The 13,618-nt window shown below is 37.6% G+C and carries 12 protein-coding genes; 4 read left to right on the top strand and 8 right to left on the bottom strand.

Going from position 1 to position 13,618, the window contains the following annotated elements; all coding sequences use genetic code 11:
• Window positions 1-25 precede the first annotated feature (25 nt).
• Genes A6A10_RS07890 through A6A10_RS07880 form a run of 3 tightly spaced genes read left to right on the top strand, consistent with a single transcriptional unit; the run spans window position 26 to window position 2,283 of the window.
• On the top strand, window positions 26-796 hold the full coding sequence (locus tag A6A10_RS07890) for an amino acid ABC transporter substrate-binding protein (RefSeq protein WP_121122829.1): 771 nt from the start codon (window positions 26-28) through the stop codon (window positions 794-796).
• A complete protein-coding gene (locus tag A6A10_RS07885) occupies window positions 780-1,496 on the top strand; it encodes an amino acid ABC transporter permease (RefSeq protein ID WP_121122794.1) in 717 nt (238 codons plus the stop codon). The genes A6A10_RS07890 and A6A10_RS07885 overlap by 17 nt, the downstream gene beginning before the upstream one ends.
• A 16-nt stretch (window positions 1,497-1,512) precedes the next feature.
• Window positions 1,513-2,283 (top strand): amino acid ABC transporter ATP-binding protein, encoded by a 771-nt coding sequence (locus tag A6A10_RS07880; protein ID WP_121122793.1) that lies wholly within the window; start codon window positions 1,513-1,515, stop codon window positions 2,281-2,283.
• Between the two features lie 112 nt (window positions 2,284-2,395).
• Here the strand turns inward: A6A10_RS07880 and A6A10_RS07875 are convergent, their stop codons facing one another.
• Genes A6A10_RS07875 through lptF form a run of 8 tightly spaced genes read right to left on the bottom strand, consistent with a single transcriptional unit; the run spans window position 2,396 to window position 11,899 of the window.
• Entirely contained in the window at window positions 2,396-3,370 is a 975-nt protein-coding gene (locus A6A10_RS07875; protein WP_121122792.1) for an N-acetylmuramoyl-L-alanine amidase, read from the bottom strand.
• Window positions 3,371-3,378: 8 nt separating this feature from the next.
• A complete protein-coding gene (tsaE, locus tag A6A10_RS07870) occupies window positions 3,379-3,882 on the bottom strand; it encodes a tRNA (adenosine(37)-N6)-threonylcarbamoyltransferase complex ATPase subunit type 1 TsaE (RefSeq protein ID WP_121122790.1) in 504 nt (167 codons plus the stop codon).
• A gap of 17 nt (window positions 3,883-3,899) precedes the next feature.
• Window positions 3,900-4,451, bottom strand: a complete 552-nt coding sequence (gene orn / locus A6A10_RS07865; protein ID WP_121122788.1) for an oligoribonuclease — start codon at window positions 4,449-4,451, stop codon at window positions 3,900-3,902.
• 1 nt (window position 4,452) lies between these two features.
• Complete coding sequence (coaD, locus tag A6A10_RS07860) at window positions 4,453-4,926, bottom strand: pantetheine-phosphate adenylyltransferase (RefSeq protein ID WP_121122786.1); 474 nt, start codon at window positions 4,924-4,926, stop codon at window positions 4,453-4,455.
• 13 nt (window positions 4,927-4,939) lie between these two features.
• A complete protein-coding gene (waaA, locus tag A6A10_RS07855; RefSeq protein ID WP_121122784.1) occupies window positions 4,940-6,220 on the bottom strand; it encodes a lipid IV(A) 3-deoxy-D-manno-octulosonic acid transferase in 1,281 nt (426 codons plus the stop codon).
• A gap of 23 nt (window positions 6,221-6,243) precedes the next feature.
• Complete coding sequence (gene dnaE, locus A6A10_RS07850) at window positions 6,244-9,720, bottom strand: DNA polymerase III subunit alpha (protein ID WP_121122782.1); 3,477 nt, start codon at window positions 9,718-9,720, stop codon at window positions 6,244-6,246.
• A 9-nt stretch (window positions 9,721-9,729) separates the two neighbouring features.
• Window positions 9,730-10,800 (bottom strand): LPS export ABC transporter permease LptG, encoded by a 1,071-nt coding sequence (gene lptG / locus A6A10_RS07845; RefSeq protein WP_121122780.1) that lies wholly within the window; start codon window positions 10,798-10,800, stop codon window positions 9,730-9,732.
• 1 nt (window position 10,801) lies between these two features.
• The gene (gene lptF / locus A6A10_RS07840; protein WP_121122778.1) at window positions 10,802-11,899 is read right to left on the bottom strand and encodes an LPS export ABC transporter permease LptF; all 1,098 of its coding nucleotides are present in this window, start codon (window positions 11,897-11,899) and stop codon (window positions 10,802-10,804) included.
• A gap of 189 nt (window positions 11,900-12,088) precedes the next feature.
• Here lptF and A6A10_RS07835 point away from each other — a divergent pair, with 189 nt between their 5' ends.
• Entirely contained in the window at window positions 12,089-13,582 is a 1,494-nt protein-coding gene (locus A6A10_RS07835; RefSeq protein ID WP_121122775.1) for a leucyl aminopeptidase, read from the top strand.
• The last annotated feature ends 36 nt before the right edge of the window (window positions 13,583-13,618 follow it).

The following is a 13,618-nucleotide window of genomic DNA, read 5'->3' as shown; positions in this document are numbered from 1 at the left end:
GTTTAATTTAGATCGGGAAGTTATTATGAAATTATTTAAGAAATTAGCATTATCAACATTCGCATTTGCGATGATTGCAAACGTTAGTGCAGGTCCTATTAGCGACCGCATTGAGCAAAATAAAACATTACTCGTGGGTACAGAAGGCACATATCCTCCGTTCACTTTCCACGATTCAACAGGCAAATTAACAGGATTTGATGTTGAAGTGATTGAAGAAGTGGCAAAACGTCTTGGATTGAAAATTGAATTCCAAGAAACTCAATGGGATGCGATGTATGCTGGTTTAAATGCACAACGTTTTGACGTGATTGCAAACCAAACCAACCCAAGCCCAGAACGCTTGAAAAAATATATTTATAGTGATCTATATGACTATTCTAATGCGGTAGTTGTGACTCGTGAAGATGATGATAGCATCAAGAGTTTTGAAGATTTAAAAGACAAAAGAGCAGGGCAATCTTTAACGAGTAATTATTCTAAAATTGCAACTGGCAATGGTGCTGAATTAGTTACTGTAGATGGCTTAGCTCAAGCGTTAGAATTAATTCGCCAAAAACGCATTGATACAACGGTGAATGATAAATTAGCTGTTTTAGATTATTTCCAAAAAATACCAAATGCAGGACTTAAAGTTGCTGTTGAAGCATCAGATAAAGTAGGTTCAGGCTTTGCTTTTTTAAAAGGCGAAGAAGATATCGTAAATAAAGTGAACCAAGCTTTAACTGAAATGCGTAAAGATGGTACGTTAAAACAAATTTCAATCAAATGGTTTGGTGATGACATTACTGAATAGTTTATTAGCAAATTTGCCTTTTATGACAGAAGATCGAGCTGATTTAGTAATCAGCTCGTTTTTGCCTATGTTGGAGGCAACAATTGTAAGTACGATCCCCTTAGCGATAATCTCGTTTTTAGGCGGTTTGCTTATTGCAGTGCTTGTGGCGGTAGTGAGAACGATGCCGTCTCAAACATTGGGACATCGTATTCTTGATTGGATATGTCGAGTCTATGTTTCATTGATTCGTGGTACGCCAATGTTGGTGCAAATATTCATTATTTTCTACGGCTTACCTGAAATTGGCGTGGTGTTGGATCCTTTCCCGACAGCAATTATTGCTTTTTCAATTAATATTGGTGCTTATGCCTCAGAAACTGTGCGGGCAGCAATTCTTTCTATTCCTAAAGGACAATGGGAAGCCTCTTACGCGATTGGAATGAATTATTATCAGGCGTTCACTCGTACGATTATTCCACAAGCGATGCGTGTATCCGTACCACCATTAGCGAATACTTTTATTAGTACCGTAAAAGATACTTCTTTGGCATCCTTAGTCTTGGTAACTGAGCTATTTCGTATTGCACAAAACGTTGCGTCGGCTTCTTACGAATTTATCTTGGTGTATAGTGAGGCGGCACTAATCTATTGGATTATTTGTTTTGTGTTATCGCTCTTCCAACAACGCTTAGAAACTCGTCTTTCTCGACATTTGTAAAATCATAGGGAATGGTATGTTAGAAATTAAAAATATTCATAAACGTTTTAAAGATAACGAAGTTCTCAAAGGGATTGATCTAACAATTGAGAAAGGGGAAGTGATTGCGATTTTGGGGCCATCAGGTTCAGGCAAAACGACGTTTTTGCGTTGCTTAAATTTGCTTGAAACACCCGATCAAGGCACGTTGCATTTTACTGATGGTAAATTGGATATCGACTTTGCAAAGAAAGTACATAAAGCAGATGTGATGGCACTTCGCCTTCGTTCTTCAATGGTATTTCAACAGTATAATTTATTTCCTCACCGTACAGCGCTAGAAAACGTAATGGAAGGTCCTGTTGTTGTACAGAAGAAGTCAAAGGAAGAGGCTAAAGCACAGGCATTGAGCTTATTAGAAAAAGTGGGATTGGCGGATAAAGCCGAATTATATCCTTCGCAACTTTCTGGTGGACAACAGCAACGTGTGGGTATTGCTCGAGCATTGGCGGTAAAACCCGATTTAATTTTACTTGATGAGCCAACGTCAGCATTAGATCCAGAACTTGTAGGGGAAGTATTGCAAGTTTTGCGAGTCCTAGCGAATGAAGGTTGGACAATGATTATTGTGACTCACGAAATGGCGTTTGCACGCGATGTTGCTGATCGTGTGATCTTTATGGATAAAGGCTATATTGTTGAGCAGAATACTGCCCATGAGTTTTTTAATCATCCACAAGAAGAACGGACTAAGCAATTCCTATTACAAGGTAAAATGAGTGATGGGATTGAAGATTATTCAATTTAATTTTTAATTTTTAATTTTTAATTTTTAATCTTTAATCTTTAATCTTTAAATAAGTTAAAGCCCCATAAAACTTAAATTCATTTTATGGGGCTTTTTGCATTAGTATCTGAAATTATTTTAATTTCAATTTCTGACCAACAAGAATTTTATTATCTTTGATATTATTCAAATCACTCAATTTTTGAGGTGTTGTATTGTATTTTCTCGAAATTGAGTAAAGCGTCTCATTTTGTTGAACAATATGATAACTTGCATTAGATGTTGTTGATGATTTTGAATTATTCGCTTTTGATTTTGATGCTGTAGATTTTGGCGTTGTTTCTATTGGATTCTTGCGATTATATTCGACTAATCCATTGTAAATTGCTCGAGCTAATTGGCGACGATAGGCTTTGGTTGCAAGTCTTTTTTCTTCCGTTGGATTAGATAAAAATCCAGTTTCCACTAAAATAGAAGGAATGTCAGGCGAACGTAATACACTTAAACTTGCATGTTGTGGTTGTTTTTTAGCTAAACTGGTTACTTTACTTAATTTATCTAATACTGTTTTACCTAACTCATAACCAGAGCGTTGGGAGTGGGAAAACTGTAGATCTAATACAGTCTGACTTAAATAGCGTTCATTAGCATTAGATAAAACGGATCCTGCTCCACCAAGTAATTCTGATTGCTTTTCATGATCTTCCAACCATTTACCTAATTCATCATTAGCACGACGGTTAGACAATACCCAAACAGAAGCACCTTTTAAATTTTCTGAAACTGGTGAGGTATCTGCATGGATGGAAACCAAATAATTGGCTTTATTTTTTCGGGCAATTTCTGTTCGTTGTGGAAGCTGGATAAAATTATCTTTACTTCTAGTCATTACAGCTTTAAAGTTTGGATCGGCATCAAGTAATGCTTTTAGTTCTTTAGCTATAGCAAGAGTAATATCTTTCTCTTTTACTTGGAGATGCCTACCAATAGCTCCAGGATCTTTTCCTCCATGACCCGCATCAATAGCCACAATTGTTCTCGCATAGCTTAGACTACTGACCAACAAGCAAGTGGAAATCATTAAACAGGCTAAAAATTTATCTTTCATTATTCATCCTAAGTAATAGCGGTAAGATTGGTTAAATATTTTGCTAAAATATGTTGTCCTTCTAAATTTTGAGGAAGTAATTCAACCCGTCTTCCTACATTTTCATAATCAATCTGAATAATCAGATCAGCATCAGGGATCATTCCTTGACCTTTACTCGCCCATTCTAATAGACAGAGTGTTTTAGGGCGAAAATAATCTCGGATCCCCATAAATTCTAATTCTTCAGGATCAGATAAACGATATAAATCAAAATGATATAGGGTATAAGGTGGTAGAGGATACTCTTCCACCAAGGTGTAGGTTGGACTTTTCACATTACCTTTGTGCCCAAATGATTGAACAATACTGCGTGTTAATGTTGTTTTTCCTGCCCCAAGTTCCCCATTGAGATAAATAACAAGGGATTTCCCATTGTCGTCTAAACTGATTTTTAAAATCTCAGCAAGTGATTCACCAAATTTTAAGAGCTCAGCTTCATCTCGAAGATAGAATTGATTTTTATTAGTCATTATTTACCATTATTAGTTTAATCTAAGCGGATAAAATTTTGTCTGTAAAACTTTAACTCTTCGATTGATTCTCGGATATCATCTAAAGCAAGATGCGTATTTTTCTTCGAAAATTGAGTTAAAAGCTCAGGTTTCCAACGACTTACAAGTTCTTTCAATGTGCTAACATCCAAATGTCTATAATGAAAATAATTGGCTAAGTCAGGCATATATTTATATAGAAAACGTTTATCTTGAGCAATACTGTTTCCACAAATTGGTGAAGCACCTTTCGGCACCCATTTTTCTAGAAAATCAATGGTTTGAAGTTCTGCTGCTCGTTCTGTGAGTTTACTTTGTTTAACTCGTTTAACTAATCCATTTTCAGTGTGCGTTTTTACACACCATTCATTCATATTATTAAGTAATGAATCAGCTTGATTTATCGCGATGACTGGCCCTTCAGCAAGAATATTGAGATCTTTGTCGGTAATAATCGTTGCAATTTCAATAATTCGTTCTTTTTCTGGATCCAGTCCAGTCATTTCAAGATCTATCCAAATTAAATTTTGTTTATTGTATTGAATCATTCTATTTTCCTAATTGAGTGAGGGCATTATTGACTGCTAATGGAACGAATTGTGCAACATCACCTTGATGAAAGTAAATTTCTCTCACCATTGTTGATGATAAATAACGCCATTCCACTGCAGAAGGTAAAAATACCGTATCTAATTCTGAGGATAGTCGATTATTTAACTGTGCAAGTTGTATTTCATAATCAATATCATCGTTTCCTCTAATTCCTCGAATTAAGGTTTTTGCGCCATAAGATTTAGCAAGATCAACTAATAGCCCACTAAATCCAATGACTTGTACATTGGTTATATTTTGACAACTTTCTTGAGCTAATTTAATTCGTTGTTGATGTAAAAAAAGCGGTCTTTTTGTGGTATTTTCTGCAACAGCAACAATGACTTTGGGAAAAAGTGTTGCAGCTCGTTGAATAATATTTAAGTGTCCATTTGTTATAGGATCAAATGTACCGGCATAAATTACAGTCATAATATTTTTCTTTTTATTTAATAAGATAAGGGGCTAATAAATTAAGATGACGAGTTAAAGCACCTTGATTTTCTGTTAATACACTAAATCCAGCATGAGCAATTTTTTCACCCAATTCAGGGGTATCTAGTAATTTGCTCACAGCACTAACTAAGTATTTTTGATGACTTTCAATCTCAATAACACCATTTACATTGCGTAATTTAGCGAATATTTCAGGGAAGTTAAAGGTGTGAAGTCCAGAAATAACAGGAATTTTAAATACAATAGGTTCAAGGGGGTTATGTCCGCCATGTTTTACTAAACTCCCACCAATAAAGGCGATTTGAGCTAAGCCATATAGTAACATCATTTCACCCATCGTATCGCCTAGTAAAACGCGAGTATTTTGCAAAATTTCTTGGTTATCTGACCGCTTAACATAAGAGATCTGCATTTTTTGGAGCAGATGTTCAACTTCTTCAAAGCGTTCTGGATGACGAGGAACAAGAATTAAAATTAAGTCTTTGTATTGCTTCAGTAATTGTTGGTGGGCTTCTAAAATTATTTTTTCCTCACCTTCATGAGTACTGCCCGCAATCCATACAGGACGTTGTACAATATGCAATATATTTTGTGTCTCGGTAATTTTATTACAAAGATTTGGCGTAACCTCTAAATCAAACTTGAGATTTCCTGTATTGATTAAATTGTCAGGATTGAATCCTAATGCTAAATAACGATCAGCACTTACCCTATCCTGAGCTAAGATCAGGTCAATTTCATTTAACATGGGTTGTAAATGTGATTTTACCCATCCATAGCGTTTTGCAGATCGAGGAGAAAGTCGAGCATTTGCAATAACAAAAGGGATCTTTCTTATATGGCTTTGGTGGATCAAATTTGGCCATAATTCTGTTTCAATGACAATAAAGAGTTTGGGATCAACAAAATTAAGAAAACGTTTAACAGCATCGGGCAGATCATAAGGTAAATAAAAATGGGTAACCTTATCACCAAAAGCAGCCTTGACTCGGCTCGAACCAGTCGGCGTAACCGTAGTGATTGTAATTGATAACTGAGGATAATATTCCTGTATTTTTTTTATGAGAGGCGTCGCTGCAATGACTTCCCCTACGGAAGCTGCATGTATGACGACTCCTTTAGGCATTGGCTTTTTTAAATTTTTGTAGAATGCGTAACGTTCATGAAGACGATGACGATATTCTGGTTGTAAAAATCCCTTTCTCCATATGAAAAATAGCACAAATGGCTGAATAAGGTAACTTAATAAACTATATAAACAGCGCAGCATCACGCAATATCCTTCAAAAATGGTTATTCAAATTCCAATTCGACAGCATTTTCACCTAACAATGTCTTTAACTCAGTGAGCATTTGTTCAGTCGGTGTAATACGCCATTCGACTCCGCCAGAAACAAGTACTCGAGCATCTTGGCTTTGATAATAGAAATGTAATGGCAAAATGCCCTCTTTATGAGGGGTAATAATCGTCATCAAGGTTTTGATAAATTGTGGTGTTAATTGTTCTTGATATATTGCAAGAGCAAGACTTTTCGCATAACGATTACGAGCTTCTTCCAACGAAATGACTTCTCTTGCTGACATTTTTAATCCGCCACTAAAATCATCATGTTGAATAGAGCCTTGGGCGATAATGATATTATCATTTTGCAATAGATGCCCATAATTTTCCAAGGCTTCAGAAAATAATGTAATATCCAGTTTACCCGAACGATCTTCAATGGTGGCGATGCCGATACGATTGCCTTTTTTTGTGGTGGCGATTCGTGATGCCATAATGATTCCTGCTACCGTTGCCATTTGACCTCGATAGGTTGGTTGAAGTTCGTTAAGGCGAACAGGTGCATAGCGTGATAGCTCTTTGAGGAATCGCCCAATAGGATGCCCACTAAGATAAAGCCCTAATGTTGCTTTTTCTCCCTCAAGAATAACTTGCTCACTCCATTTTGGTGTGTTGGCATAGGCATTTTGGACTTCTTCAGGGCTATCGGTTAGCACACCAAACATATCCGTTTGTCCGAGGGCTTCCATTTTTGAGTGCTGATCGGAAGCTTTTAAGGCATCTTCTAGATTTTTCATTAAAGCCGCACGATGAGGTCCTAATTTATCAAATGCTCCCGACATAATTAGCGCTTCAAAAGTACGACGATTAACTTTCTTGAGATCAACTCTTGCAGTTAAATCAAATAAATCTTTGAAGAATCCACCTTGATTACGAGCTTCTAACAGGGCATCAACAGGGCCTTCACCTACACCTTTAATTGCACCAAGCCCATACACGATTTCACCTTTTTCATTTACGCTGAATCGGTGTTTACCTGTATTGATATCAGGTGGAACAACCGTCAATCCCATATTGATACATTCATCATAAAAGCCGACGATTTTATCGGTATTATCTAACTCGGAAGTCATTACCGCCGCCATAAATTCAGCAGGGTAATGTGCTTTGAGCCAAAGTGTTTGGTAAGAAACGAGAGCATAGGCAGCAGAGTGCGATTTGTTAAAACCATAACCAGCAAATTTTTCTACTAGGTCAAAGATTTTCATCGCAAGAGCACCATCTACACCATTTTCGATCGCGCCTTTTTCAAAAATCTCACGTTGAGCTGCCATTTCTTCGGGTTTCTTCTTACCCATGGCACGACGAAGTAAATCCGCGCCTCCTAGGGTATAACCCGCAAGAACCTGTGCTATCTGCATAACTTGTTCTTGGTACAGAATAATCCCATAGGTTGGATCTAAAATCGGTTTAAGTGATGCGTGCTGAAATTGTGCATCGGGGTAAGAAACTTCCTCTTTACCATGTTTACGATCGATAAAGTTTTGTACCATACCTGATTCAAGAGGGCCCGGTCGGAATAGTGCAACCAAAGCGATAATATCTTCAAAACAGTCAGGTTTTAAACGAGAAATCAGATCCTTCATTCCGCGAGATTCTAATTGGAATACTGCGGTGGTTTGCGATTTTAATAGTAAATCAAACGCCTTTTTATCATCCAGTGGAATGCTTTCGATTCTAACTGGATCTTTGCCTTCTTTGGTTAGGCGTTGATTAATCATTTCCAACGCCCATTTGATAATGGTTAGTGTGCGTAAACCTAAGAAGTCGAACTTAACTAAACCCGCATATTCCACGTCATTTTTATCAAAATGGGTAACAGGGTGTAGCCCTTCTGAATCACAATAGATTGGTGAAAAATCGGTAATTGCTGTTGGGGCGATAACCACACCACCTGCGTGTTTACCTGCATTACGTGTTACGCCTTCAAGCTTTCTTGCCATATCAATCAGTGCTTGCACTTCTTCATCGGCATCATAGAGTTCTTGTAATTTTGGCTCGACATTAAAGGCTTTTTCGAGAGTCATCCCCGGATCTGGCGGAATCAACTTAGAAATACGATCCACAAAGTTATAAGGATGCCCAAGCACTCGCCCTACGTCACGAATAACCGCTTTTGCCGCCATTGTTCCAAAGGTAATAATTTGTGAAACCGCTTGGCGACCATAGGTTTCTGACACGTGTTCAATCACACGATCTCGTCCATCCATACAGAAATCGACGTCAAAATCGGGCATGGAAACACGTTCTGGATTAAGAAAACGCTCAAAGAGTAAATCCAATGCTAAAGGATCTAAATCGGTAATTTTCAAGGCATAAGCCACTAAAGAACCAGCACCCGAACCTCGTCCTGGTCCGACGGGAATATCATTATCTTTTGACCATTGGATAAATTCCATCACGATTAAGAAGTAACCAGGGAAACCCATTTGGTTGATAACGTCTAATTCAATTTGCAATCTTTCATCATAATCTGACCGCTTTATTTTTCGTTCTTCGGGATCAGGAAAGAGAAAGGCTAAGCGTTCTTCTAAACCATCTTGGGCTTTTTTCACTAAAAAGTCTTCAACGGAAAGATCGCCTGTTGGAAAGTTCGGTAGGAAATATTTACCGAGTTGAATCGTAACATTACAACGTTGTGCAATTTGTACGGTATTTTCAACCGCTTGAGGTAAATCGGCAAAGAGCTGGCACATCTCATCTTCGGAGCGAAAATATTGTTGTGCTGAATATTTTTTCGGACGTTTCGGATCGTCTAAAGTATAACTATCGTGGATAGCTACTCGGATTTCGTGGGCGTCAAAATCATCCTCTTTCAAAAAGACGACGTCATTTACCGCAACCAGTGGAATTGCAAATTGTTTTGCTAAACTGACCGCTTGTTGAATATAACGCTCTTCATCCGCTCGCCCTGTACGACAAACAGAGAGATAATAATGATTGGGAAAATAAGTTTGATAAAATTGTAGGTTTTGCTCAGTTTCTTGTTGATTCTGCTTAAGTAAGGACTTACCCACATCGCCATTTCTGCCACCAGAAAGCACGATGATGCCTTCATTTAATTCCGCTAGCCATGCTTTTTCTACCACAGGAAACTCGTGATAGCCTTGTTGATAAGCCTTAGAAATTAAGAGGGTAATATTGTGATAACCCTTGTTATTTTTAGCCAATAAAGTAAGTTCATAAAAATCATCACTTTCAGGTTCAGGGCGAACCATAATGTCCACGCCTACAATTGGCTTTACACCAGAGCTAAGAGATTCACCATAGAATTTAACTAAACCACAGAAGTTAGTAAAATCAGTAATTGCCATTGCGACCATATTATTGGCAACGGCAGCCTTAACCAATGGTTTGACTTTAGCTAAACCATCGATCATAGAGAAATCACTGTGAACTTTTAAGTGGACGAAACGAGGTTGAGTCATCAATTATTCCTAATCTCTTTTCTTATTGAGTAACCACCAAACAATAATTAAGCAGAGAATACTTGGCAATAATGTGGCGATTTGGATTGGTAACCAAGTAATCACAAGGCTTAAATTACCAAAGACAATATCTGACACATAGAAGACAAAGCCCGCAAGAATCCCAATCACAATTTTCGCACCCATGGTACTACTACGCAGTGGGCCAAAAATAAATGAAATCGCTAATAGCATCATCATTGCCATAGAGATCGGTTGGAAGACCTTACGCCATAGTGTAATTTCATAGCGTTTGGCATCTTGTCCTGTTTCTTTTAAGAAGCCGACATAATCAACCAATCCTGAGATAGATAAGGATTCTGGCTTAAGTGAAACAATGCCCAATTTATTTGGAGTAATACTAGTTTCCCAATCAAGTGCATTTTCCCTTGATAACGTGATATTTTCAGGTGAGATGATTGATTTCTCGATATTTTTCAGTTCCCAACCTTTATCATCTAAATATTCTGCTGTGTTAGCTTTTAAAATCGATTTAAGTTCTCTTTGCTCAAACTGATAAATTAAAATGTTGTTTAAGTGTTTTTCATCAGTAATTTTCTGAATATAAATAAAATCATTACCATCTTTTGCCCAAAAGCCCTGTTGGGTTGCAAGCATTGAGCCACCACTTTGTGCCACAGAACGCATATTTCGTGCAAATTGTTCTGTTTGTGGCACACCCCATTCACCGATCACCATAGTAAAAATAACGAGAGGGATCGCTGTTTTCATCACCGCAAGACCGATTTTGAAGCGAGAGAAGCCCGAAGATTGCATAACGATTAATTCACTACGGCTTGCTAGTGTTCCAAGCCCCATGAGTGAACCCAATAAAGCAGCAATCGGGAAAAAGGTTTCCACATCACGAGGAATAGTTAATACCGTATAATAGGCAGCCAAAAAGCCATCATAAGTTCCTCTACCCACCGCTCGAAATTCTTCAACAAATTTGATAATAGCGCCTAATCCAACTAATAAAAAGAGTGTCAGCAGAATAGCAGATAGAATTGTTTTTCCAATATAACGTTCTAATACATTCATGTTATTTTGCTACCTTTGTTGATCTAAAATGATAACGTAATGCAGAAAACCATTTGCTATCTAAACTATTGAGAAATATTCCGAGTAATAAAAATCCAATGGAAACAATTGGCATAAGTACTGTTGGATTTACTTTGCCTGATCCACCTGCTGATTTAAGTGAGCTTTGTAGTAGGAAATAGATTAAATAGAGTAATAATGCAGGCAGTAATTTTGCAAAGCGTCCCTGTCTTGGATTTACGTTACTCATCGGCACAGCCAATAACGCCATAAGTGGTACGGCTAGAATCAGTGAAATTCGCCATTGTAATTCTGCTTTAGCTTCATCTGAATCATCATTAATTAACTTGGTAAAATCCGCCCGTTGTACTAATTTCTGATCACTATCAACATTTTGATAACCTAAATAAGCTGTATAAGTATCAAAATTAGAAATACGAAAATCTGCAGTTTGAGGTGTACCTTCATAGCGCTTGCTATTGGTTAAATTCAATAATTGATCGCCATTCGGTAAACCCGTCAGGGTTGCTGATTCAGCGACAACAACAGAGGGTCTATTATTGCGCTGTTGAGCGGGTTGGAAAACGTAAATATCATTAATTGTATTATTTTCAATATTATCAATAAATAACACATAGCCTCCAGCTGACATAAATTGTCCTGCTGAAAGTGCTGAAAATCTTGGGTTAGCTTGTGCTTCTGCAAGCATTTCACTTTGTTTGTTTATTGCCCAAGGCGTGAGCCAAAATACATTATAAACCGCAATAGCTGTGGTAAACACTGAAAGGAATAGTGCTGCCTTTAAAAGTAAGCTTTGTCCGATACCACAGGCGCGCATCACTGTGACTTCACTTTCTGCATACAAGCGTCCAAGTGTCAGTAATAATGCAATAAAGAGAGAGAGGGGTAGCATAAGCTGTGCCATAGTTGGCATGCCTAATCCCAATAAGCTTAGTACTAAATCTGTTGGCACTTTGCCACTCACAGCTGAAGTCAGTACTCGAACTAATTGTTGGAAGAAGAAAATTACCAATAGTATAAATAGAATGGTAACTTGGCTCTTAAAAATCTCTTTGGTCAAATATCGGCTTAAAATCACAATATAGTTCTCATTTTAGTCAAATTAATACTTGCAATTTTTTATTTAGTGAGTAGCTTTATGCACCACATTATTCTATTTGCAAGGTAAGCGGTTAGATTAGAGTAAAATTTTGCAAAAAAGTTACCACTTATTTCTTGTAAATGTGTAATGATACCTTTTTACACGGAAAAAATCACGGGAGTATTTATGGAATTTAGTGTTAATAATTTATCAACTGAAAAGCTAGAAACGGCTTGTTTAGTGGTGGGTGTTTATGAATCAGCAACTTTAACACCAACAGCAGAAAAGCTTGATAAAGTGAGCGAAGGCTATCTTAGCACATTACTCAAAAAAGGCGACTTAACAGGTAAAGTTGGACAAAGCTTGGTACTACATAATGTGCCTAATATTGCCGCAGAACGAGTATTATTGGTGGGTGTAGGTAAATCAGACGAATTAACACAGCGTCAATATAAAAAAGTTATTCAAAAAACAGCTCAGGTACTGAATGATATTGGCGTACAAAATGCAACAATTAGCTTACCACAATTACAAGTAAGCAATCGTTCACTTTATTGGAATGTACGTTTTGCGATTGAGACAATGCAAGATAATGCTTATTCGTATGATGAATTTAAAAGTAAAAAATCCGAACCTTCAAAATTAGCAAATATCGTCTTTAATATTGACGAAAAGGGCGACTTGATCGAAGCTGAAAAAGCAGTGAAAGAGGCAAAAGCTATCGCAACAGGCGTACTTGCTGCTAAAAATGTCGCAAATTGCCCACCGAATGTTTGCAATCCAAAATACCTAGCGGACTTAGCTAAAGGCTTAGCTAAAGATTACGCTAAAGTTCAAACAACCATTATTGACGAAAAAGAAATGGCAGGATTAGGCATGAATTCTTATTTAGCTGTTTCTCGTGGTTCGGCAAATGAAGCCTTTATGTCAGTTATAGAATATAAAAATAATCCAAATCCAGATGCAAAACCGATTGTGTTAGTGGGTAAAGGATTAACTTTTGACTCTGGCGGTATCTCGATCAAACCATCTGCCTCAATGGATGAAATGAAATATGACATGGGTGGTGCGGCCTCTGTTTACGGTACAATGAAAGCGATTGCAGAATTACAACTGCCGATAAATGTAGTGGGTGTATTGGCAGGTTGTGAAAATATGCCTGATGGCGATGCTTATCGTCCAGGGGATATTGTTACAACAATGTCTGGTTTAACTGTTGAAGTGTTAAATACCGATGCAGAAGGTCGTTTAGTGCTATGTGATGCTTTAACTTATGTTGAGCGTTTTGGGCCTGAATTAGTGATCGATATTGCGACATTAACGGGAGCTTGTGTGGTGGCATTAGGTGAGGTTAATAGCGGGTTGTTCTCACAAAATGAAGAACTTGCTACCGATCTTTTATCAGCTGCAAAACAAGCTGATGATAAAACATGGCGTTTACCAATGGACGAAGAGTACCAAGAGCAACTTAAATCTAATTTTGCTGATCTTGCCAATGTGGGTAGCCGTATGGGTGGAGCAATCACTGCGGGTATGTTCTTATCTAACTTCACTAAAAACTACACTTGGGCGCATTTAGATATTGCAGGTACAGCATGGAAATCGGGAGCAGCAAAAGGCGCAACGGGTCGTCCAGTACCACTATTAACGCAATTCTTAATGAATAAAGCTTATAATTAAGCAGTGCAAGCGGTGAGTTAATCGTAATTTTTTGCA

It is taken from the genome of Otariodibacter oris (genome assembly GCF_009684715.1).
GTDB lineage: Bacteria > Pseudomonadota > Gammaproteobacteria > Enterobacterales > Pasteurellaceae > Otariodibacter > Otariodibacter oris.
Note: the sequence above shows the minus strand (reverse complement) of the source record. Positions and strands in the feature narration are given on the sequence as shown.